Annotated in this window: 33 protein-coding genes; 30 read left to right on the top strand and 3 right to left on the bottom strand. The window is 62.7% G+C overall.

Going from position 1 to position 21629, the window contains the following annotated elements:
- Positions 1-31: 31 nt before the first annotated feature.
- The 30 genes from tuf (at position 32) to JQ597_RS31055 (ending at position 18313) form a co-directional block, all read left to right on the top strand.
- Positions 32-1222, top strand: a complete 1191-nt coding sequence (tuf, locus tag JQ597_RS31200; protein WP_192733869.1) for an elongation factor Tu — start codon at positions 32-34, stop codon at positions 1220-1222.
- Between the two features lie 89 nt (positions 1223-1311).
- The gene (rpsJ, locus tag JQ597_RS31195; protein ID WP_002712302.1) at positions 1312-1620 is read left to right on the top strand and encodes a 30S ribosomal protein S10; all 309 of its coding nucleotides are present in this window, start codon (positions 1312-1314) and stop codon (positions 1618-1620) included.
- 52 nt (positions 1621-1672) lie between these two features.
- A complete protein-coding gene (rplC, locus tag JQ597_RS31190; protein WP_212269288.1) occupies positions 1673-2395 on the top strand; it encodes a 50S ribosomal protein L3 in 723 nt (240 codons plus the stop codon).
- A gap of 1 nt (position 2396) precedes the next feature.
- Positions 2397-3017 carry a 50S ribosomal protein L4 gene (gene rplD / locus JQ597_RS31185; protein ID WP_192733867.1) on the top strand — a complete coding sequence of 207 codons (621 nt, stop codon included), beginning with the start codon at positions 2397-2399 and terminating at the stop codon, positions 3015-3017.
- A complete protein-coding gene (locus JQ597_RS31180) occupies positions 3014-3313 on the top strand; it encodes a 50S ribosomal protein L23 (RefSeq protein ID WP_192733866.1) in 300 nt (99 codons plus the stop codon). The genes rplD and JQ597_RS31180 overlap by 4 nt, the downstream gene beginning before the upstream one ends.
- A gap of 12 nt (positions 3314-3325) precedes the next feature.
- On the top strand, positions 3326-4159 hold the full coding sequence (rplB, locus tag JQ597_RS31175) for a 50S ribosomal protein L2 (RefSeq protein WP_212269287.1): 834 nt from the start codon (positions 3326-3328) through the stop codon (positions 4157-4159).
- Between the two features lie 12 nt (positions 4160-4171).
- Complete coding sequence (gene rpsS / locus JQ597_RS31170; RefSeq protein WP_027536815.1) at positions 4172-4450, top strand: 30S ribosomal protein S19; 279 nt, start codon at positions 4172-4174, stop codon at positions 4448-4450.
- A gap of 10 nt (positions 4451-4460) precedes the next feature.
- Positions 4461-4847, top strand: a complete 387-nt coding sequence (rplV, locus tag JQ597_RS31165; protein WP_212269286.1) for a 50S ribosomal protein L22 — start codon at positions 4461-4463, stop codon at positions 4845-4847.
- Between the two features lie 17 nt (positions 4848-4864).
- Positions 4865-5563 (top strand): 30S ribosomal protein S3, encoded by a 699-nt coding sequence (gene rpsC / locus JQ597_RS31160; protein ID WP_192733863.1) that lies wholly within the window; start codon positions 4865-4867, stop codon positions 5561-5563.
- Between the two features lie 30 nt (positions 5564-5593).
- A complete protein-coding gene (gene rplP, locus JQ597_RS31155) occupies positions 5594-6007 on the top strand; it encodes a 50S ribosomal protein L16 (RefSeq protein ID WP_027536812.1) in 414 nt (137 codons plus the stop codon).
- A gap of 5 nt (positions 6008-6012) precedes the next feature.
- Positions 6013-6219: a 50S ribosomal protein L29 gene (gene rpmC, locus JQ597_RS31150; RefSeq protein ID WP_192733862.1), complete on the top strand. Its 207-nt coding sequence runs from the start codon at positions 6013-6015 to the stop codon at positions 6217-6219.
- A gap of 10 nt (positions 6220-6229) precedes the next feature.
- Positions 6230-6478 (top strand): 30S ribosomal protein S17, encoded by a 249-nt coding sequence (gene rpsQ, locus JQ597_RS31145; protein ID WP_192733861.1) that lies wholly within the window; start codon positions 6230-6232, stop codon positions 6476-6478.
- An 80-nt stretch (positions 6479-6558) separates the two neighbouring features.
- Positions 6559-6927, top strand: coding sequence for a 50S ribosomal protein L14 (rplN, locus tag JQ597_RS31140; RefSeq protein WP_011473865.1), 369 nt, complete (start codon positions 6559-6561; stop codon positions 6925-6927).
- A complete protein-coding gene (rplX, locus tag JQ597_RS31135; RefSeq protein ID WP_212035207.1) occupies positions 6927-7241 on the top strand; it encodes a 50S ribosomal protein L24 in 315 nt (104 codons plus the stop codon). The genes rplN and rplX overlap by 1 nt, the downstream gene beginning before the upstream one ends.
- On the top strand, positions 7234-7791 hold the full coding sequence (rplE, locus tag JQ597_RS31130) for a 50S ribosomal protein L5 (RefSeq protein ID WP_212269285.1): 558 nt from the start codon (positions 7234-7236) through the stop codon (positions 7789-7791). Before rplX ends, rplE begins: the two co-directional genes overlap by 8 nt.
- Before the next feature lie 44 nt (positions 7792-7835).
- Entirely contained in the window at positions 7836-8141 is a 306-nt protein-coding gene (gene rpsN / locus JQ597_RS31125; RefSeq protein WP_192733858.1) for a 30S ribosomal protein S14, read from the top strand.
- Between the two features lie 14 nt (positions 8142-8155).
- Positions 8156-8554, top strand: a complete 399-nt coding sequence (rpsH, locus tag JQ597_RS31120) for a 30S ribosomal protein S8 (RefSeq protein ID WP_192733857.1) — start codon at positions 8156-8158, stop codon at positions 8552-8554.
- A gap of 14 nt (positions 8555-8568) precedes the next feature.
- On the top strand, positions 8569-9102 hold the full coding sequence (rplF, locus tag JQ597_RS31115; protein WP_192733856.1) for a 50S ribosomal protein L6: 534 nt from the start codon (positions 8569-8571) through the stop codon (positions 9100-9102).
- An 11-nt stretch (positions 9103-9113) separates the two neighbouring features.
- Positions 9114-9473: a 50S ribosomal protein L18 gene (gene rplR / locus JQ597_RS31110; RefSeq protein WP_192733855.1), complete on the top strand. Its 360-nt coding sequence runs from the start codon at positions 9114-9116 to the stop codon at positions 9471-9473.
- A gap of 62 nt (positions 9474-9535) precedes the next feature.
- On the top strand, positions 9536-10111 hold the full coding sequence (gene rpsE / locus JQ597_RS31105; RefSeq protein ID WP_028349043.1) for a 30S ribosomal protein S5: 576 nt from the start codon (positions 9536-9538) through the stop codon (positions 10109-10111).
- 41 nt (positions 10112-10152) lie between these two features.
- Complete coding sequence (rpmD, locus tag JQ597_RS31100; RefSeq protein ID WP_192733854.1) at positions 10153-10344, top strand: 50S ribosomal protein L30; 192 nt, start codon at positions 10153-10155, stop codon at positions 10342-10344.
- Positions 10345-10427: 83 nt separating this feature from the next.
- Positions 10428-10916 carry a 50S ribosomal protein L15 gene (gene rplO, locus JQ597_RS31095; RefSeq protein WP_212269284.1) on the top strand — a complete coding sequence of 163 codons (489 nt, stop codon included), beginning with the start codon at positions 10428-10430 and terminating at the stop codon, positions 10914-10916.
- Positions 10917-11062: 146 nt separating this feature from the next.
- Positions 11063-12394, top strand: coding sequence for a preprotein translocase subunit SecY (secY, locus tag JQ597_RS31090; protein ID WP_192733852.1), 1332 nt, complete (start codon positions 11063-11065; stop codon positions 12392-12394).
- Positions 12391-13599, top strand: coding sequence for a preprotein translocase subunit SecY (locus tag JQ597_RS31085; protein WP_212269283.1), 1209 nt, complete (start codon positions 12391-12393; stop codon positions 13597-13599). Before secY ends, JQ597_RS31085 begins: the two co-directional genes overlap by 4 nt.
- Positions 13596-14456, top strand: a complete 861-nt coding sequence (locus JQ597_RS31080; protein ID WP_212269282.1) for an adenylate kinase — start codon at positions 13596-13598, stop codon at positions 14454-14456. The genes JQ597_RS31085 and JQ597_RS31080 overlap by 4 nt, the downstream gene beginning before the upstream one ends.
- 184 nt (positions 14457-14640) lie before the next feature.
- Positions 14641-15009, top strand: a complete 369-nt coding sequence (gene rpsM / locus JQ597_RS31075; protein WP_192733849.1) for a 30S ribosomal protein S13 — start codon at positions 14641-14643, stop codon at positions 15007-15009.
- A 121-nt stretch (positions 15010-15130) separates the two neighbouring features.
- Complete coding sequence (gene rpsK, locus JQ597_RS31070; protein ID WP_192733848.1) at positions 15131-15520, top strand: 30S ribosomal protein S11; 390 nt, start codon at positions 15131-15133, stop codon at positions 15518-15520.
- 118 nt (positions 15521-15638) lie between these two features.
- Positions 15639-16670 (top strand): DNA-directed RNA polymerase subunit alpha, encoded by a 1032-nt coding sequence (locus JQ597_RS31065; RefSeq protein WP_192733847.1) that lies wholly within the window; start codon positions 15639-15641, stop codon positions 16668-16670.
- A 124-nt stretch (positions 16671-16794) separates the two neighbouring features.
- Complete coding sequence (gene rplQ, locus JQ597_RS31060) at positions 16795-17211, top strand: 50S ribosomal protein L17 (RefSeq protein ID WP_192733846.1); 417 nt, start codon at positions 16795-16797, stop codon at positions 17209-17211.
- 307 nt (positions 17212-17518) lie between these two features.
- A complete protein-coding gene (locus JQ597_RS31055; protein WP_212269281.1) occupies positions 17519-18313 on the top strand; it encodes an SDR family NAD(P)-dependent oxidoreductase in 795 nt (264 codons plus the stop codon).
- 105 nt (positions 18314-18418) lie between these two features.
- On the opposite strand, the gene JQ597_RS31050 is transcribed toward JQ597_RS31055, so the two are convergent.
- From JQ597_RS31050 to JQ597_RS31040, 3 genes are all read right to left on the bottom strand, one after another.
- A complete protein-coding gene (locus tag JQ597_RS31050) occupies positions 18419-18820 on the bottom strand; it encodes a hypothetical protein (protein ID WP_212269280.1) in 402 nt (133 codons plus the stop codon).
- Positions 18821-19044: 224 nt separating this feature from the next.
- Positions 19045-20538: an amidase gene (locus JQ597_RS31045; RefSeq protein WP_212269279.1), complete on the bottom strand. Its 1494-nt coding sequence runs from the start codon at positions 20536-20538 to the stop codon at positions 19045-19047.
- A gap of 7 nt (positions 20539-20545) precedes the next feature.
- Positions 20546-21523 (bottom strand): Bug family tripartite tricarboxylate transporter substrate binding protein, encoded by a 978-nt coding sequence (locus JQ597_RS31040; RefSeq protein ID WP_249148351.1) that lies wholly within the window; start codon positions 21521-21523, stop codon positions 20546-20548.
- Positions 21524-21629: the final 106 nt, after the last annotated feature.

The following is a 21629-nucleotide window of genomic DNA, read 5'->3' as shown; positions in this document are numbered from 1 at the left end:
GGCGGCAGTCAACGATTAAACGGAGAGTCAAATGGCCAAAGCAAAATTTGAACGTAACAAACCGCACTGCAATATCGGAACCATCGGTCACGTCGACCATGGCAAGACTTCGCTGACCGCAGCGATCACCAAGGTGCTGGCTGAAACCGGCGGTGCGACGTTCACGGCGTACGACCAGATCGACAAGGCGCCCGAAGAAAAGGCGCGCGGCATCACGATCTCGACCGCTCACGTCGAATACGAAACCGCGAACCGGCACTACGCCCACGTCGATTGCCCGGGCCACGCCGACTACGTGAAGAACATGATCACCGGTGCGGCGCAGATGGACGGCGCGATCCTGGTGGTGTCGGCCGCCGACGGCCCGATGCCGCAGACCCGCGAGCACATCCTGCTCGCCCGTCAGGTCGGCGTTCCCGCACTCGTCGTGTTCCTGAACAAGTGCGACATGGTCGACGATCCGGAACTGCTCGAACTGGTCGAGATGGAAGTCCGCGAACTGCTCTCGAAGTACGAATTCCCGGGCGACACGATCCCGATCATCAAGGGTTCGGCTCTCGCCGCCCTCGAAGACAAGGACAAGAAGCTCGGCCACGACGCAGTTCTCGAACTGATGAAGGCTGTCGACGAAAGCATCCCGCAGCCGGCGCGTCCGATCGACCAGCCGTTCCTGATGCCGGTCGAAGACGTGTTCTCGATCTCGGGCCGCGGCACCGTGGTGACCGGCCGTGTCGAACGCGGCATCGTCAAGGTCGGCGAGGAAATCGAAATCGTCGGTCTGCGCGATACCCAGAAGACCATCGTCACCGGCGTCGAAATGTTCCGCAAGCTGCTCGATCAGGGCCAGGCCGGCGACAACATCGGTGCGCTGCTGCGCGGTACCAAGCGCGAGGAAGTCGAGCGTGGCCAGGTGCTGTGCAAGCCGGGTTCGGTCAAGCCGCACACCAAGTTCAAGGCTGAGGCTTACATCCTGACCAAGGAAGAGGGCGGTCGTCACACCCCGTTCTTCACCAACTACCGGCCGCAGTTCTACTTCCGCACCACCGACGTGACCGGCGTCGTGCATCTGCCCGAAGGCACCGAAATGGTGATGCCGGGCGACAACATCGCGATGGAAGTGCACCTGATCGTGCCGATCGCGATGGAAGAGAAGCTCCGCTTCGCGATCCGCGAAGGTGGCCGCACCGTCGGCTCGGGTGTCGTCTCCGCCATCATTGAGTAAGCGAACAGGAATTGGCGAGTGGCGGATGAAATCATTCGCTACTCGCTAGCCACCATTCGCAAATACGACGACAAAGAAAGACAGCGGCAATGAACGGCCAAAATATTCGCATCCGTCTCAAGGCGTTCGACCATCGAATTCTCGATACGTCGACCCGCGAGATCGTGAACACGGCGAAACGTACCGGTGCTCAGGTTCGCGGACCCATTCCGCTGCCCACCCGCATCGAAAAGTTCACCGTCAACCGTTCGCCGCACGTCGACAAGAAGAGCCGTGAGCAGTTCGAGATGCGCACCCACAAGCGCCTGCTCGACATTGTCGACCCGACCCCGCAGACCGTCGATGCTTTGATGAAGCTCGACCTGGCCGCCGGTGTCGACGTCGAGATCAAGCTCTAGATTTTTTTAGATCGTCCGAAGTTAGCGGACAGAAAGAACAGGAAGCACGCCGATGCGCTCCGGAGTGATCGCACAAAAGGTCGGGATGACGCGGGTCTTTACGGAGACCGGTGAACATATCCCTGTGACCGTGCTGAAGCTGGGCAATTGCCAGGTTCTGGGCCACCGCACGACCGAGAAGAACGGTTACGTTGCGCTGCAGCTCGGTTCCGGCACCCGCAAGACCGTGTATCTGCCCAAGGCAGAGCGCGGCCAGTTTGCGGTGTCCAAGGTCGAGCCCAAGCGGAAGGTCACCGAGTTCCGCGTGTCTGAGGACGCGCTGATCCCGGTTGGCGCCGAAATTCAGGCGGACCATTTCGTGGTCGGCCAGTTCGTCGACGTCACCGGCACCTCGGTCGGTAAGGGTTTTGCCGGCGGCATGAAGCGCTGGAACTTCGGCGGTCTTCGCGCCACCCACGGTGTGTCGGTTTCGCATCGTTCGATCGGTTCGACCGGCGGACGTCAGGATCCCGGCAAGACCTTCAAGAACAAGAAGATGCCCGGTCACATGGGCGTCGATCGCATCACCACGCTCAACCTGCGCGTTGTGCAGACCGACGTCGAGCGCGGCCTGATCCTCGTCGAGGGCGCCGTTCCCGGCTCCAAGGGCGGTTGGATCTCGGTGCGTGATGCGGTGAAGAAGCCGTTGCCGAAGGAAGCTCCGAAGCCCGGCAAGTTCAGGGTTGTCGGCGGTGCCGAGCAGGCTCAAGCGCCGGCCGAGCAGGAGGGCGCGTGAGATGGAACTGAAAGTCACGACCCTTGAGGGCAAGGAAGCCGGTTCGGTCCAGCTGTCCGATGAGATTTTCGGCCTGGAGCCGCGCAAGGACATCATCCAGCGCTGCGTCAACTGGCAGCTCGCCAAGCGTCAGGCCGGCACGCACAAGACGCAGGGCCGCGCCGATGTCTGGCGCACCGGCAAGAAGATGTACAAGCAGAAGGGCACCGGCGGTGCTCGTCACGGTTCGGCCCGCGTTCCGCAGTTCCGCGGCGGTGGCCGTGCGTTCGGTCCGGTGGTGCGCTCGCACGCCTTCGCCTTGCCGAAGAAGGTGCGCGCACTGGCACTTCGCCATGCGCTCTCCGCCAAGGCAAAGGACGGCGGGCTGATCGTGATCGAATCGGCGACGCTCGAGGCCGCCAAGACCAAGGCTCTGGTCGGGCATTTCTCGGGTCTGGGCCTGACCAATGCGCTCATCATCGACGGCGCCGAGGTCAACACCGGTTTCGCGACCGCGGCCCGCAACATTCCGAACATCGACGTGCTGCCGATCCAGGGCATCAACGTCTATGACATTCTGCGCCGTCACAAGCTGGTGCTGACCAAGTCGGCGGTGGATGCGTTGGAGGCGCGCTTCAAATGAAGAATATCGATCCGCGCCATTACGACGTGATCGTTGCCCCGGTGGTGACCGAAAAGGCAACGGTAGCGTCCGAGCACAACAAGGTTGTGTTCAAGGTCGCCTCCAAGGCGACCAAGCCGCAAATCAAGGAAGCCGTCGAGAAGCTGTTCGACGTCAAGGTGAAGAGCGTGAACACGCTGGTCCGCAAGGGCAAGACCAAGGTGTTCCGCGGTAATTTCGGTTCGCAGTCGGATGTGAAGCGGGCGATCGTGACCCTCGAAGAGGGCCACCGCATCGACGTCACCACCGGACTATAAGGCGTTACGACGATGGCATTGAAAACATACAATCCGACGACGCCGGGCCAGCGCCAGCTGGTGATGGTCGACCGTTCGGCGCTGTACAAGGGCAAGCCGGTCAAGGCGTTGACCGAGGGCAAGCAGAGCAATGGCGGCCGCAACAACACCGGCCGTATCACGGTTCGCTTTCGTGGCGGTGGCCACAAGAAGGCCTACCGGATGGTCGATTTCAAGCGCGACAAGGTCGACGTAGCCGCGACCGTCGAGCGCCTGGAATACGATCCGAACCGCACCGCGTTCATCGCGCTGATCAAGTATGCCGACGGCGAGCAGGCCTATATCCTGGCGCCGCAGCGGCTGGCCGCGGGCGACACCGTCGTTGCCGGCAACTATGTCGACGTGAAGCCCGGCAATGTCATGCCGCTCGGCAACATGCCGGTCGGCACCATCGTCCACAATATCGAGATGAAGATCGGCAAGGGCGGCCAGATCGCACGTTCCGCCGGCACCTATGCGCAGATCGTCGGCCGCGATCAGGACTACGTCATTCTGCGTCTGAACTCGGGCGAACAGCGCCTGGTGCACGGCCGTTGCCGCGGCACCATCGGCGCGGTGTCGAACCCCGATCACATGAACATCTCGATCGGCAAGGCCGGCCGTACCCGCTGGCTGGGCTGGCGTCCGCATAACCGCGGCGTCGTCATGAACCCGATCGACCATCCGCACGGCGGCGGCGAAGGCCGCACCTCGGGCGGCCGCCACCCGGTGACCCCGTGGGGCAAGCCGACCAAGGGCAAGAAGACCCGTTCGAATAAGTCGACCAACAGATTCATCCTCCTAAGCCGCCACAAGCGGAAGAAGTAAGGAACGCCGGACATGGTTCGTTCAGTCTGGAAAGGCCCGTTCGTCGAAGGCTCTCTGCTCAAGAAAGCAGATGCCGCGCGTGCGTCCGGCCGTCACGACGTCATCAAGATCTGGAGCCGCCGCTCGACCATCCTGCCGCAGTTCGTCGGCCTGGTCTTCGGTGTCTACAACGGCCAGAAGCATGTGCCGGTATCGGTCAACGAGGAAATGGTGGGTCACAAGTTCGGCGAATTCTCGCCGACCCGTACCTTCCATGGCCATTCTGGCGACAAGAAAGCCAAGAAGGCTTGAGGAATAAGCGATGAGCAAACCAAAGCGCGAAAGAGTGCTCGCGGATAACGAGGCCAAGGCTGTGGCCCGGATGCTGCGCGTGAGCCCGCAGAAGCTTAATCTTGTCGCGCAGCTGATCCGCGGCCGGAAGGCGTCTGCGGCACTGGCCGACCTGCAGTTTTCGCGCAAGCGGATAGCGGTCGACGTCAAGAAGTGCCTGGAATCGGCGATCGCCAACGCCGAGAACAACCACGACCTCGAGGTCGACGATCTGGTCGTCGCCGAGGCCCATGTCGGCAACGGCATCGTGATGAAGCGTTTTTCGCCGCGCGGCCGTGGCCGTTCGGGTCGTATCTACAAACCATTCGCACACCTGACCATCGTGGTTCGTCAGGTCGAGGCCGAGGCTGGCGCTTAAGAGCGCAGGAGAAGACGATGGGTCAAAAAATCAATCCAATCGGACTGCGTCTCGGCATCAACCGTACGTGGGATTCCCGTTGGTTCGCCGGCAAGAACGAATACGGCAAGTTGCTGCATGAGGACGTCAGGATCCGTGAGATCCTGCACAAGGAACTCAAGCAGGCAGCCGTCGCCCGCATCGTGATCGAGCGTCCGCACAAGAAGTGCCGCGTGACGATCCATTCGGCGCGTCCGGGCGTCGTGATCGGCAAGAAGGGCGCCGACATCGACAAGCTGCGCAAGCGGGTTGCCGACATCACGGCTTCCGACGTCGTCATCAACATCGTCGAAATCCGCAAGCCGGAACTCGACGCCACCCTGGTCGCCGAATCGATCGCCCAGCAGCTCGAGCGCCGCGTCGCATTCCGCCGCGCCATGAAGCGCGCGGTGCAGTCGGCGATGCGTCTTGGCGCTGAAGGCATTCGTATCAACTGCTCGGGCCGTCTCGGCGGCGCCGAAATCGCGCGTATGGAATGGTATCGCGAAGGTCGCGTTCCCTTGCACACGCTGCGCGCCGACGTCGATTACGGCGTGGCGACTGCGTTCACGACATTCGGTACCTGCGGCGTCAAGGTCTGGATCTTCAAAGGCGAGATCCTCGAGCACGATCCGATGGCCCAGGACAAGAAGATGGCCGAAGGCGACAATACCCGTCCGCGTCGCGACGCTGCTTGAGACATTAGAGAAGGTTTGAGGGCGTAAGCCATGATGCAACCAAAGAAAACGAAGTTCCGGAAGGCGCATAAGGGCCGTATCCACGGCGTTGCGACTTCGGGCGCGACGTTGTCGTTCGGACAGTTCGGCCTGAAGGCGATGGCGCCCGAGCGCATCACCGCCCGTCAGATCGAAGCCGCACGCCGCGCGCTGACCCGTCACATGAAGCGCGCCGGCCGCGTCTGGATCCGCATATTTCCGGACCTGCCGGTGTCGAAGAAGCCCGCCGAAGTCCGCATGGGCTCGGGCAAGGGTACGCCGGAATTGTGGGTGGCCCGGGTCAAGCCTGGCCGCGTGATTTTCGAGATCGACGGCGTCACGGTGCAGACCGCAAAGGAAGCGCTCTCGCTCGCCGCCGCCAAGCTGCCGATCAAGACGCGCTTCGTCGCGCGCATTGCGGAGTAACCGTCATGGCCGAGATGAAAACCGCCGACATTCGCGCGATGAGCGACGATCAGAGGGAGGACGCCGTCCTCAACCTGAAGAAAGAGCGTTTCAACCTGCGTTTCCAGCGGGCCACTGGGCAGCTGGAGAACACCACGCGGCTGCGTGAAGCCCGCCGCGATATCGCCCGCATCAAGACCATCGCCGCGCAAGCGCGCGCGAAGAAGAAGTAAGAGGCCGGATATGCCGAAACGAACCCTTCAGGGCGTGGTCGTGAGCGACAAGCAAGCCAAGACGATAGTGGTGCGCGTCGATCGCCGCTTCACCCACCCGATCTACAAGAAGACGATCCGCCGCTCCAAGAACTACCACGCGCACGACGAGAACAACGAGTTCAAGCCGGGCGACATGGTGTGGATCGAGGAGAGCAAGCCGATCTCGAAGTTGAAGCGCTGGACGGTTGTCCGGGGCGAACAGAAGAAAACGGCCTGAAGCAGGTCGGGCTTAGCCTGACCGGTTTTGGGAAATTTTAAGCGCGTTCCAGCGCATCAGAAAGAGGACGAGGTGCATCAATGATTCAGATGCAGACCAACCTCGACGTGGCCGATAATTCAGGCGCACGCCGTGTCATGTGCATCAAGGTGCTTGGGGGCTCCAAGCGCCGCTATGCCACCGTGGGCGATGTTATCGTTGTGTCGATCAAGGAAGCGATTCCGCGCGGCAAGGTGAAGAAGGGCGACGTGATGAAGGCTGTCGTGGTGCGGGTCCGCAAGGACATCCGCCGCGCCGACGGCTCGGTCATCCGCTTCGACCGCAACGCCGCCGTGCTGATCAACAATCAGTCGGAGCCGGTCGGCACCCGTATCTTCGGGCCCGTGCCGCGCGAGCTGCGCGCCAAGAACCACATGAAGATCATTTCACTTGCGCCGGAGGTGCTGTGATGGCTGCCAAGATCCGCAAGGGTGACAAGGTCATCGTGCTGAACGGCCGCGACAAGGGCCGTACCGGCGAAGTATTCGAGGTTCGTCCCGACGAGAACAAGGCTCTCGTGCGCGGCGTCAACCTGGTGAAGCGTCACCAGAAGCAGACCCAGGCCCAGGAAGGCGGCATCATCTCCAAGGAGGCGCCGATCCACCTGTCCAACATCGCGTATGTCGGCAAGGACGGCAAACCGACCCGCGTGGGCTTCAAGATTCAGGCTGATGGCAAGAAGGTACGCATTGCCAAGAGCTCGGGAGCAGAGATCGATGGCTGAAACCGCTTATGTGCCGCGCCTGCGCGTGGAGTATGACAAGAGCATCCGCAGCAAGCTGACTGAACAGTTCGGCTATGCCAACGTCATGCAGGTGCCGCGTCTTGACAAGGTCGTCCTCAACATGGGCGTCGGCGACGCCGTCAACGACCGCAAGAAGGCCGAGACCGCAGCTGGCGACCTGTCGCTGATCGCCGGCCAGAAGGCGATCGTGACCTATTCGCGCGTCGCGATCGCGACCTTCAAGCTGCGTGAAAACCAGCCGATCGGCTGCAAGGTCACGCTGCGCAAGACCAAGATGTACGAGTTCATCGACCGCCTGGTGAACGTGGCGCTGCCGCGCGTACGCGACTTCCGGGGCCTCAATCCGAAGAGCTTCGACGGCCGCGGCAATTATTCGCTCGGCCTCAAGGAGCACATCATTTTCCCCGAAATCGACTTCGACAAGGTTTCGGAAGCCCGCGGCATGGACATCACGGTTTGCACCACGGCGCAGACCGACGACGAGGCGCGTGCCTTGTTGACCGCTTTCAATTTCCCGTTCCGGCAGTGAGACGCAGTTAAAGCCTCTCAAACGCGGAAACCCAGGAGCCAAGCATGGCAAAGAAGAGTTCAATCGAGAAGAACAACCGGCGCAAGCGGATGACCAAGAACGCCGCACCCCAGCGCGCGAAGCTGAAGGCGATCATCGCCGACAAGACCAAGCCGATGGAAGAGCGCTTCGCGGCGACGCTGAAGCTTGCCGAGATGCCGCGCAACTCGTCGGCGACGCGCATCCGCAACCGCTGCGAACTCACCGGCCGTCCGCGTTCGGTCTATCGCAAGAACAAGCTCAGCCGCATCGCGCTGCGTGAACTCGGCTCCAAGGGCCTGGTTCCCGGGCTCGTGAAGTCGAGCTGGTAAGGGAGGGTCGTCAGATGTCTACGCACGATCCGATCAGCGATCTCATCACCCGCATCCGCAACGCGCAGATGCGCTCGAAGTCCAAGGTTTCGACCCCGGGCTCGAAGATGCGCGCCAACGTGCTCGAAGTGCTGAAGTCCGAGGGTTACATCCGCGGCTACGCCAGCGTAGAGCATTCGTCCGGCCGCAGCGAACTCGAGATCGAACTGAAATATTTCGACGGCGAGCCGGTCATTCGCGAAATCGAGCGGGTGTCCAAGCCAGGCCGTCGGGTTTACGCCTCGGTGAAGAACCTGCCGCGCGTGAACAACGGTCTCGGTATTTCGGTCTTGTCGACACCGAAGGGAATCATGGCTGACCACGAAGCGCGTGAAGCGAACGTGGGCGGCGAAGTTCTCTTCACGGTGTTCTGAGGAAGGATTCTAGCATGTCACGTGTTGGCAAACGGCCCGTGCCGATCCCGTCCGGTGTGACGGCGACCGTCGAAGGGCAGACCGTCAAGATGAAGGGGCCGAAGGGTCAGCTTCAGTTCGTCGTGCATGACGACGTCGAGGTGAAGTTCGAGGACGGCGCGGTCAAGGTCGCGCCGAAGCTCGAAACCAACCGGGCGCAGGCCATGTACGGCACGGCGCGCGCGCAGGTCGCAAACCTGGTCGAGGGCGTCACCAAGGGTTTCGAGAAGAAGCTCGAGATCACCGGCGTCGGCTACCGCGCCGCGCTGCAGGGCAAGAACCTGCAGCTCGCGCTCGGCTACAGCCACGACGTCGTCTACGCGATCCCCGATGGCATCACCATCGCGGTGCCGAAGCCGACCGAGATCACGATCACGGGCAATGATTCCCAGCGCGTCGGTCAGGTTGCGGCCGAAATCCGCGCCTATCGTCCGCCGGAGCCCTACAAGGGCAAGGGCGTGAAGTACGCCAACGAATTCATCTTCCGCAAGGAAGGCAAGAAGAAGTAACGGAGCCGGCCATGTCACTGAAAGTTACAAATGCCCGGCGCAAGCAGCGTGTGAGGAATTCACTGCGCCGCTCCGCCAATGGACGTCCGCGTCTGTCGGTGTTCCGCTCGTCGAAGCATATCTATGCCCAGGTCATCGACGACCTGAAGGGCGAGACGCTGGCTTCCGCGTCGTCGCTGGAAAAGACGATGCGCGAGAGCGGCAACACGGGCGCCAACATCGATGCGGCCAAGGCCGTCGGCAAGCTGCTGGCGGAACGCGCCGTGCAGAAGGGCGTCAAGGAAGTGATATTCGATCGCGGTCAGTATCTGTATCACGGGCGCGTCAAGGCGCTCGCGGATGCAGCCCGCGAAAGCGGATTGAGCTTCTAACAACCGGTTTTGAACCAAGATTAAGGACAGGGGCGTTAGGCTCCCTGAGATTGGAAAACACCATGGCAGGTGAACGCGAACGCGGCGGACGCGAACGGAGCAGGGATCGCGAAGAGCGCGACAGCGAGTTCGTCGACAAGCTGGTCCACATCAATCGCGTGGCGAAGGTCGTCAAGGGCGGCAAGCGCTTCGGCTTTGCGGCGCTGGTCGTGATCGGCGACCAGAAGGGTCGAGTCGGTTTCGGTCACGGCAAGGCGCGCGAAGTTCCCGAGGCGATCCGCAAGGCGACGGAATCGGCGAAGCGTAACCTGACGCGCGTTGCTCTGCGCGAAGGCCGCACGCTGCATCACGATATCGCCGGCCGTCACGGTGCGGGCCGCGTCTATCTGCGCGCAGCCCCCGCCGGTACCGGCATCATCGCGGGCGGTCCGATGCGCGCGGTGTTCGAAACGCTCGGCATCCAGGACGTGGTGGCGAAGTCGATCGGTTCGTCGAACCCCTACAACATGGTTCGCGCAACCTTCGACGCGCTGAAGCATCAGGATTCGCCGCGTTCGGTGGCGGCACGCCGCAACATCAAGGTGTCCACGCTGCAGTCGCGCCGCGTCGGTGGCGATGCCGAAGTGGTGGCTGAATAAACAATCAGGCGCAGCTTCCCGCGCCGCTCGGAGTCAAGACGATGGCCAAGGCCGCAAAGATGATCAAGGTCGAGCAGACTGGCAGCGCAATCCGCCGCCACCACTCGCAGCGTGCGACGCTGATCGGCCTCAAGCTCAACAAGATCGGCCGGGTTTCCGAGCTGCAGGATACGCCTGAAGTTCGCGGCATGATCAGCAAGGTTCAACATCTCGTCCGCGTCGTCGGCGAGTAAGCAAGACAGGGAGGAGCATGATCCCGAAAAGTGGGGACCGGTTTTCGGTCAAGATCATGCTCCATAGATAAGGGAATTTCGCGATGAAGCTCAGCGATATCGCCGACAACGCCGGCTCGCGCAAGAAGCGCATGCGCGTCGGCCGTGGCATCGGTTCAGGCAAGGGCAAGACTGCGGGCCGCGGCGGCAAGGGCCAGACCGCGCGTTCGGGCGTGCGCATCAAGGGCTTCGAGGGCGGCCAGATGCCGCTGCATCGGCGCCTGCCGAAGCGCGGCTTCAACAACATCTTCAAGCTCGATTTCGCCGAGATCAATCTCGACCGCCTGCAGGACGCGATCGATGCCAAGCTGGTCGATGTCAACGAAACCGTCACCGCTGAATCGCTGGTGAAGACCGGCGTGCTGCGCCGCGCCAAGGACGGCCTGCGGCTGCTCGGCCGCGGCGAAATCAAGGCCAAGCTCGCCATCGAGGTGCATGGCGCCTCGAAATCCGCGATTGCGGCGGTCGAAAAGGCCGGCGGTACGGTAAAGGTTCTGGCTCCGGCCAAGAAGGAAGAAGGCGAGGCGGCGTAACATCTGCGTCATTGCCCGCCGCGGCGCGGGCAATGCGCCGATTGAACGATGGACTTATCGAAGCCGAGCACCAAATAATGTCCGGCGTCTGCCGATGGCCCCGCTCGGGGCTAGAGGCGTGAGGGACGGCGGGAGAAAGCCTAGACATGGTCTCAGCAGCAGAACAACTTGCGGCAAACCTCAATTTCTCTGCGCTCGGCAAAGCCGACGAACTGAAGAAGCGCATCTGGTTCACACTGGGTGCGCTGCTTGTTTATCGGCTCGGCACCTACATTCCGCTGCCCGGCATCGACCCCGCGGCCTGGGAGCAGGTGTTCAAGTCGCAGGCCGGCGGTATCCTCGGCATGTTCAACATGTTCGCCGGCGGCGGTATCAACCGCATGGCGATCTTCGCCCTGAACATCATGCCGTATATCTCGGCGTCCATCATCATCCAGCTTCTGACCACGGTTTCGCCGCAGCTCGAGGCGCTGAAGAAGGAAGGCGAGGCCGGCCGCAAGACGCTGAACCAGTATACCCGCTATCTTACGGTGATCCTCGCCGCGTTCCAGTCCTACGGCATCGCGGTCGGCCTGCAAGGCGCCGGTAACGTCGTCAGCGAGCCCGGGCCGTTCTTCCTGATCTCCACCGCGATCACGCTGACCGGCGGCACCATGTTCCTGATGTGGCTTGGCGAGCAGATCACCTCGCGCGGCATCGGCAACGGTATTTCGCTGATCATCCTGGCCGGCATCGTCGCCGAGTTGCCCTCGGCGCTCGCCAACATGCTCGAACTCGGCCGTCAGGGTGCGCTGTCGACCGCCCTGATCCTGGTCGTGATCGTGATGGCGGTCGTCGTGATCGCCTTCATCGTGTTCATGGAACGCGCGCAGCGGCGGCTCCTGATCCAGTATCCGAAGCGCCAGGTCGGCAACAAGATGTTCGAGGGCCAGTCCTCGCATCTGCCGCTCAAGCTCAACACCTCGGGCGTGATCCCGCCGATCTTCGCCTCGTCGCTGCTGTTGCTGCCGACCACGGTCGCCAACTTCAACGCCGGCAAGGGTCCGGAGTGGTTCCAGTGGCTCAACACCCAGCTCAGCCACGGCCGTCCGCTCTTCCTGTTCTGTTATCTCGCGCTGATCGTGTTCTTCGCGTTCTTCTATACCGCGATCGTGTTCAATCCGACCGAGACCGCGGACAATCTGAAGAAGCATGGCGGCTTCATCCCCGGCATCCGTCCGGGCGAGCGTACCGCCGAATATATCGACTACGTGTTGTCGCGCGTGACGGTGCTCGGCGCGATCTATCTCGCCATCGTCTGCCTGATTCCCGAAGTTCTGATCTCCTATGCCGCGGTGCCGTTCTACTTTGGCGGAACCTCGCTTCTGATCGTCGTCAGCGTGACGATGGATACGGTGGCGCAGGTGCAGGGCTATCTGCTCGCCCATCAGTATGAAGGGCTGATTCGTAAATCCAAGCTCAAGGGCCGCCGTCGATGAAATCTGAGCTGCCGCGCCGGATCGCTATCACGATCGGCGCGCTGCTCATCTTCCGGCTCGGCAGTCATGTCCCGCTTGCGGGCCTCTCGCCACAGATGCAGGCCGGCCTGCTGCTTTCATCGGGCGCTGCCGCCCGCATTTCAATTTTCGCGCTCTTCATCATTCCCTATCTGAGTGTCGCGATCGTCACGCAGCTTGTCGCTGTGGTGTGGGGCCGGCTGAGCGCGCTCGAACGATCGGGTGAAGCCGGCCGCCGCAAGATTGCCCGCTTCACGCTGATCCTGACGCTGCTGCTTGCGGCATTCCAGGCCTTCGGCGTCGCGTCCAGTCTTCAGGACGTTCCCGGCCTCGTCACCGAGCCCGGCGCCTGGTTCCTGCTGTCGGCCACTGCAACGATGGTGGGCGGCGTGTTCTTCCTGGTCTGGCTCAGCGAACAAATCACCCGCTACGGGATCGGCAACGGGCTCGCGCTCATTCTGTTCGTCGGCATCATCGTTTCGCTTCCGGCAGATATTTCCGCCACCTTCCAGCTGCTGGGACAGGGCGCGATCTCCGGCAGCCTTCTGCTGCTGCTGGCCATCCTCGCGGTCGTGGGCGTCGCTGTCATCGTCCTCGTCGAAGGCGCGCGGCGGAACGTGCCGGTGCAATATGCCGCGCGCCAGGCGGGAACACGCCTGCTTCCGGCGCGCTCCTCGGTGCTGCCGATCAAGATCAACAGCGCCGGGTTCCTGATCCCGGCCACCGTGACACCGTGGATATTCTATCTTCCGCTGGTGCTTGCGACCCTGGCCTTTGGCCAGACACCGACGCTCGCCGCCGCCTACGACCACATCCAGTTCGCCCGGCCGGTCCACATGATCCTCGGATCCATTGCGGTCTTCGTGCTGGCTTTCATCTATACCGCCTATGTGCTTGATCCCGCGCGCATCGCCGAGGTCTTGCACAAGCGGGGCGGCGCTATTACAGACGTGGCGCCGGGCGAACCCACCGCCGACCATCTCGATCGCGTCGTGACGTTGACGACCTTCATCGGAGCCGTCTACCTCGTGGCCGTGTCGCTGATTCCGGAAGCCCTGGTGGCTTACGGTGAGCTGCCCTTTCTTTTTGGTGGTGGGTCGGCGCTGATTGTGGTTTGCACTATCCTTGATATCAAAACGCAGGTGCGCGGGCATTCGCTCACCAAGCCGGGGGGCGAATTGTCATGAGATTGATCCTTTTGGGGCCGCCGGGTGCGGGCAAGGGGACCCAGGCGCAACGGCTGGTCCACAAACACGACCTGATCCAGCTCTCCACCGGCGAGATGCTGCGCGCTGCGGTGGCCGCCCAGACGCCGATCGGCTTGCAGGCCAAGGACATCATGGCGAGCGGGTCGCTGGTGCCGGATGAAATCGTGATCGGCATCATCTCCGACCGCCTCGACCAGCCCGACATGAAGAACGGTTTCATCCTCGACGGCTTTCCGCGCACGGTGCCGCAGGCCGCCGCCCTCGATGAGCTGCTGAAGAAGAAGCACATCAAGCTCGACGCCGTGATCGAACTGCGCGTCAACGAGAGCGCGCTGCTCGACCGCGTCGAGAGTCGCGTCGCCGAGATGCGGGCGAGGGGCGAGGAGGTGCGAATCGACGACACTCCGGAGGTGCTGTCGAAGCGGCTGGCGAGCTACCGGACCCTGACCGAGCCGCTGATTCACTACTATTCGGAGCGGCGGAAGCTGCTCACGGTCGATGGCATGATGACCATCGAGCACGTCACCCGGGAAATTAACCGGATCCTGTCCGCGATCGGCGCGGTGGAACCCAAAGCTTCAGCGAAGGCAGCTGCACCGGCCAAACAGGCCAAGGCAGGCGCCAGGAAGACCGCCAGGCCCGCGGGCAAAAAAGCTGCCAAATCCGCCGGGAAAGCCGCCAAATCCGCTCCAAAGGCCGCCAAAACGGCCTCCAAAGGGGCGAAAAAGGCCAAAAAGGCGACCAAGAAAACTGCCAAGAAAACGGCCAAAAAGGCGGTCAAAAAGCCCGCCAAGAAGGCCGTGAAAAAGGTCACGAAAAAGCGAGCTAAACGATAGAGACGGTTGACGAAACCGAGTTGAATCCTTTAATAAGCCCCGCATCCAAGTCGGATAGTTTCAGACGATGCCGGGCCCCAAAGAATCTGAGGGGACGGGCGTCGTGTTCGCGTTTGCGGACACCTGCCCGAGTTAGCAAGAACATAGCCCGGTCCGCGAGGGATCGGTGACAGGAGAGAAGTCCGTGGCCCGTATTGCCGGCGTGAATATCCCGACCAACAAGCGCGTCTTGATCGCGCTCCAGTACATCCATGGCATCGGCCAGAAGAACGCGGCCGAGATCATCGAGAAGGTGAAGATTCCCGCCGAGCGCCGCGTCAGCCAGCTCAGCGACCAAGAAGTTCTGCAGATCCGCGAAGTCATCGACCGCGACTATCTGGTCGAGGGCGATCTTCGTCGTGAAGTCGGCATCAACATCAAGCGTCTGATGGACCTCGGCTGCTATCGCGGTCTGCGTCATCGCCGCGGCCTGCCGGTGCGTGGCCAGCGCACCCACACCAATGCGCGCACGCGCAAGGGCCCGGCCAAGTCGATTGCCGGCAAGAAGAAATAAGCTCGCGAACAGCTGACGCGAGGCGGCGAATTTCCATTCGCTCCTCACCGTCTGCTTTTCGCGTTTTAGGTGTAGCCGCTGGCACTACGGCGGCGTTTGAGATCACAGGAAAGGTTTTGGAATGGGCAAGGAAGCCACCCGCATACGCCGCCGCGAACGCAAGAACATCGCCTCAGGCATCGCGCATGTGAATTCGTCGTTCAACAACACGACCATCACCATCACCGACGCGCAGGGCAACACCATTGCCTGGTCGTCGGCTGGCACGATGGGCTTCAAGGGTTCGCGCAAGTCGACCCCCTATGCCGCGCAGGTCGCGGCCGAAGACGTTTCGAAGAAGGCGCAGGAACACGGCATGCGCACGCTGGAAGTGGAAGTTGCGGGCCCCGGTTCGGGCCGTGAGTCGGCGCTTCGCGCGCTGCAGGCGGCGGGCTTCACCGTCACATCGATTCGCGACGTGACGACGATCCCGCACAATGGTTGCCGTCCGCGCAAGCGTCGGCGCGTTTGATTTTTTGGTCGCGGGCGGATTTATCCGCCGCGCGATTGCCTTGGAATTTCGACAGCCGCGGGCTGATCCGCGATCTCCAACGTCAGTTGCGGGCACGACTGGCCCAAAGGACTGACACATGGGTGACACAGTGACGATCCAGAAAAATTGGCAAGAACTTATCCGACCGAACAAGCTGCAGGTAACGCCGGGCACCGATGCGGCCCGGTTTGCGACCGTTGTCGCAGAACCCCTCGAGCGCGGCTTCGGCCAGACCCTCGGTAACGCGCTGCGCCGCATCCTGCTGTCGTCGCTGCAGGGTGCCGCGGTGCAGTCGGTGCACATCGACGGCGTGCTGCACGAGTTCTCCTCGATCGCGGGCGTTCGCGAGGACGTCACCGACATCGTGCTCAACATCAAGGACATCTCGATCAAGATGCAGGGCGAAGGCCCCAAGCGCATGGTCGTGAAGAAGCAGGGCCCGGGCGTCGTCACCGCCGGCGACATCCAGACCGTCGGCGACGTCGTGGTGCTCAATCCCGACCTGCAGATCTGCACGCTGGACGAGGGCGCGGAAATCCGCATGGAATTCACGGTCGCTGCCGGCAAGGGCTATGTCGCCGCCGAGCGTAACCGTCCGGAAGACGCGCCGATCGGCCTGATCCCGGTCGACAGCCTGTTCTCGCCGGTCCGCAAGGTCTCCTACAAGGTCGAGAACACCCGCGAGGGCCAGATCCTCGACTACGACAAGCTGACCATGACGATCGAAACCAATGGTGCGATCACGCCGGAAGATTCGGTGGCCTATGCCGCCCGCATCCTGCAGGATCAGCTCAACGTGTTCGTGAACTTCGAAGAGCCGCGCAAGGAAGTGGCGCAGGAGATCATCCCCGATCTCGCGTTCAACCCGGCGTTCCTCAAGAAGGTCGACGAACTGGAGTTGTCGGTGCGTTCGGCAAACTGCCTGAAGAACGACAACATCGTCTACATCGGCGACCTCGTGCAGAAGTCGGAAGCGGAAATGCTCCGTACCCCGAACTTCGGCCGCAAGTCGCTGAACGAGATCAAGGAAGTGCTGGCCCAGATGGGTCTGCATCTCGGCATGGAAGTGCCGGGCTGGCCGCCGGAGAACATCGACGAGCTCGCCAAGCGCTTCGAAGACCACTATTGATTTAGCAATGACCGCGATGGCCGGGCGAAAGCGCGGCCATTGCATTTTGGGCGAACGCAGGCGGCCCACCTGAGCAACAAGTCCGACGAACCGTCGCGACAGATCAAGTATTGAGGAATTCAACATGCGTCACGGCAAGGTTCATCGGAAGCTCAACCGCACCGCCGAGCATCGCAAAGCGATGTTCGCCAACATGTGCGCGGCGCTGATCAAGCACGAGCAGATCGTCACCACATTGCCCAAGGCCAAGGAATTGCGGCCGATCGTCGAGAAGCTCGTCACGCTCGGCAAGAAGGGCGGTCTCGCCATGCGCCGCCAGGCGATCTCCGAAATGCGCGACAAGGACCAGGTTCGCAAGCTGTTCGACGTGCTGGCGTCCCGCTACAAGGACCGCCAGGGCGGCTATACCCGCATCATCAAGGCCGGCTTCCGCTATGGCGATAACGCCCCGATGGCCGTGATCGAATTCGTCGACCGCGACGTCGACGCCAAGGGCAAGGACTCCGGCCCGGTGCAGGAAAAGTCCGCCGAAGCGGCGTAAGGTTTTCCGAAATCAGTTTCCAAAAGCGGCGCTTCGGCGCCGCTTTTTTGTTTTCGTCGTTCCGGCCTTGAGCTCAGATGCGCAATTGCGCATCGGGGAACCCATAACCACAGGAAGTGGTTTTGCGGCAAGGCATTAGCCACTCTGCCTTATCGAGAGATCACGCGGTATGGGTCCCCCGATGCGCAATTGCGCATCTGAGCCTTCGCCGGGACGACGATAGAGTTGTGTCAGCCATGCCGGCCCACCAATTGCGCTTGCGCCCGCCGCTTCCGATATCTCCATCATCAATGAAGGGAGATATCCAGTGAACATCGATCTTTCGGGAAAAACCGCGCTGGTCACCGGCTCGACCGCCGGCATCGGACACGCCATCGCCAAAGGCCTCGCCGCAACCGGCGCCAGCGTGGTCGTCAATGGACGCTCGCAAGCCAAGGTCGATGCCGCGTCAGGGGCAATCACCAAGGCCGTGCCCGGCGCCAAGGTCCGCGGCGTGGCCGCCGATGTCTCGACCGCCGAGGGATGCAAGGCGCTGCTGGCCGCGCTGCCCAGCATCGACATCCTGATCAACAATGCCGGGATATTCGAGCCCAAGGGCTTCTTCGATATTCCCGACGAGGACTGGAGCCGCTTCTACGAGGTCAATGTGATGTCGGGCGTGCGGCTGTCGCGCGCCTATATGCCGGGCATGTTGACGCGCAACTGGGGACGCATCGTTTTCATCTCCTCCGAATCCGGGCTGAACATTCCAAAGGAGATGATCCATTACGGCATGACCAAGACGGCGCAGCTTGCGGTCGCGCGGGGCCTCGCCGAACTGACCCGCGGCACCGCCGTAACCGTCAATTCGGTATTGCCAGGGCCGACGATGTCAGAGGGTGTCGAGACCTTCGTCAGGGATCTGGCAAAGCAGAATGGCCAGTCGGTCGAGGAGGCGGCTTCCAGCTTTGTGAAACAGCATCGCCCGACCTCGCTGCTGCAGCGCTTTGCCAGCGTTCAGGAGATCGCCAACATGGTGGTCTATGTCAGCTCGAAGGAAGCCTCCGCCACCAACGGCGCCGCGCTCCGTGTCGAAGGCGGGATCGTGCAAACCATCGCGTGAGGCGGTGCCGGCGTGTGTGCACGGCGCGCGGCGTCGCATATCCGACTAACGCGAACTGCCTAAGACAAAAAGGGCCGCCATTTCGCGCGGCCCTTTTTAGTGCAACTACCAGCGGCGGTAGTAGGCGCGATGGTACCGCGGACCGTAGAAGCGCGGACCGTAGGCGTAGACCGGACGATATACGCGGCGAACATAGGGGCCACCATAGTAGCCGCCGTAGTAGCCCGGTGCGTAACCACCATAATAGGCGGGCGCGTACCCGCCGCCGTAATATGCTGGCGCGTAGCCGCCGCCATAATACCCGTAGCCTGGGCCGTACCCGTAGCCCGGACCGTAGGCGTAAGCGTTCGACGCAATTCCGCCGATCACCGCTCCCGCCAGCAGTCCGCCAGCGATCCCCGGGAAAAATCCGCCGCCGCGCCAGCGCGCTTCCGCGGGCGAGGGTGCCGCGATCGCCGTCAGGCCGAGGACGGCCGCAAGTGCCAGGATCAAAGGTGCTTTCCTCATGGAACACTCCTTTCCGCAAATCCGTAAAGCAGACGCTCAATAAACACATTCAAGTGAAGTTCGTTGCACGCGGCAAGCGGCCGGACGGCCGGGCGGCAGATTTAATATTCATGAACGGGGGTTCAGGCGGCTTTCAGTGCCGCCGTCGCAAGGCACATGGAGCGCCGGCTGATGTTTGTGAAGGGGGTGGCGCCGGCGTGAATGCGCCCGCGATGCCGGCATCGTCAGTCGAAATCGCGGAATCCCGGCTTGCCGGCAATCGGCTTCTGGCGGCCCAGCCAGGCGAGGTCGGGAACGGGGCGGGCGGTCGCCGGATTGGCTGACAGCAGCGCCTCGATCTCGCGGGCCACCGACAGCGTCGCAAGATCGCCGCCTCGCGGTCCGATCACCTGGATACCGAACGGCATTCCGGCGCCGTCGCGGCCCGCCGGTATCGCCACCGCGGGATGCCCGACATTGGTGACCGCATAGGCCATCGCCAGCCAATGGAAATAGGATTTTGTCGGGCGGCCATCGATGACGGCCGGGTACAATTCCGACCACGGCCGCGGGCTGATCGTGATCGCGGGCGCGAGAACGAAATCGTGCTCGCCGAAAAACTCCTGCCAGCGCCGGTACATCTCGGTCTGCATCGACAGCGCGCGCGCGACGTCGAGCGCCGAATAGCCGAGGCCCTCGGCGACGTTGTCGCGAATGTTGGGGCCGACCTTGTCCGGGTGTTTTTCCGCAAGCTCGCGGTGGCGGCCGAGGAAGGCGACTGCGCGCAGGACCGCGAATACCTCGTCGGCATCGCTGCAATCCGGATGGGTCCATTCGACGCTGCGGAACGCCGATCCGAAGGTTGCAAGCCTGGTCTTGAAGGTTTCGGCGATCGCGCGCTCCGTTGGCGCGAAGCCGAAGTCGGTCGTCGCCGCAATTCGCAGAGCGCCGAGGTCGGTCGTCGGTGGATCGCGATAGGCTGATGGCGCTGGCGAGCCGCCGGCGTGAAGGATCGCAGAAAGCGGATCCCGCGCGTCGCGGTCCAGCATGCAGGACAGCATCAGGCAGGCGTCCGAAACGGTGCGTGCCATCGGGCCGAGCTGCGAGATCTGCAGCCAGGCCATGTTGCGGCTGTTGCTTGCGATCAACCCGGGCGAGGGACGGAATCCCACCACGCCGCAAAAGGCGGCGGGATTGCGCACCGATCCGCCGGTGTCGGAGCCGGTCGCGAGCGGCACCATGCCGGTGGCAAGCGCCACCGCCGATCCGCCGGACGAGCCGGCTGCGGACCGATCGGGGTCGAAGGGATTACCCGTCGCGCCGTGCAGCGCGTTGCGGGTGTTGCCGCCCGCGCCCCATTCGGGGACGTTGGTCTTGCCGACGACGATCGCTCCGGCGCGCCTGAGCATCGCGACGACGGCTTCGTCGCTCCTGGCAACATTGTCGGCGAACAGCACGCTGCCGAAACTCGTCGGCAGCCCCTTGGCGTCGATCAGGTCCTTGACCCCCAGCGGCAGCCCGTGCAGCGGCCCGAGCTGATCGCCGCGCATCACAGCGGCCTCGCTCTGTCGCGCCGTCTCGCGCGCAGAATCGAACCCACGCGCGATCATGGCGTTCACCGCCGGATCGATCGCCTCGATGCGGCCGATGCAGCTATCGAGCAGTTCGACCGGCGAAAGCTTGCGCTCCCCGATCAGCGCCCGCGCCGTCACCGCGGAGAGGTCGCAGGGTTCGGTCATATCAGGATCACTCTTCCTTGATGCCGGCTGCCTGCGCCAGCGCCTTCATCTCGGCGATTTCCTTGCCGACGAATCCCGGCCAGTCCGTATAGCGCTTGAACGCCGGCTCGAATCCGACCTTCTGGAAGCGCTCGATCACCGCCGGGGTCGCGATCGCCTCTTCAAGCATCCCCGCCAGCCTGTCGCGGATCGCGGCGGGCGTTCCCTTTGGCACGACCAATGTACCCCAGGAGATGATGTCGGCCTTGGGATAGCCGAGTTCGGCGAGCGTCGGAACATCCGGGAGGAACGTCGAGCGTTTGGCAGAGAAGATGGCGAGCGGCCGTACGGTGCCTGCCTCGGTCTGAGGCTTGACCGCGATCACCGTGTCGACGTGATACTCGATATGCTTGCCGATCAGATCGTTCATCGCCGGCGCGCTGCCCTTGTAGGGCAGGTGCACCATCTTGATGCCGGCGCTCGACTTGAACAGTTCGCCGGCAAAATGGGAAATGGTCGCCGCGCCAAAGGAAGCCAGCGACAGCTTGTCGGGATTGGCCTTGGCGGCGGCGACGAGGGCGGCGACATCCTTGATCGGGTTGTCGCGATGGGTCACCAGCACCATGCCGATGGTGCCGATCTGGCCTATCGGCTCGAAGTCCTTTGCGCTGTCGAAGGGCACGGTCTCCTTCACCGCGTTCTGCAGGGTGAAGGTAGAGTTCGAGGAGAAGAACAACGTATAACCATCCGGCGCGGCATTGGCCGCCTCCCGCGCGCCGATGGTGGTGCCGCCGCCGGGGCGGTTCATGACGATCACCGGCTTGCGGAGCCGGGCTTCCAGCTCGCTGGCGATAATGCGGCCGACGACATCGGAGGCCCCGCCGGCCGGGAAGGGCAGGATCAACTGGAGCTGCTTTTCGGGATAGTTCGCCTGCGCCACCGCCACGTTGGCGCTTCCGATCAGGCCGGCCGACGCCATCGCGGCCAATAGAAACATCCGTATCATGTCGAACACGTACTCCTGTCTTACCTAAACCCCGGCAATTCGCGCCGGGGTCTTCGGCGACAGCCGTCCCGGATCGATGAGGGACAAGCTCCCTTGAATCGGGTCC

Source organism: Bradyrhizobium sp. AUGA SZCCT0177, assembly GCF_018130125.1.
Taxonomy (GTDB): Bacteria; Pseudomonadota; Alphaproteobacteria; order Rhizobiales; family Xanthobacteraceae; genus Bradyrhizobium.
The sequence above is the reverse complement of the archived record's forward strand: the minus strand, read 5'-3'. Positions and strand labels throughout refer to the sequence as shown.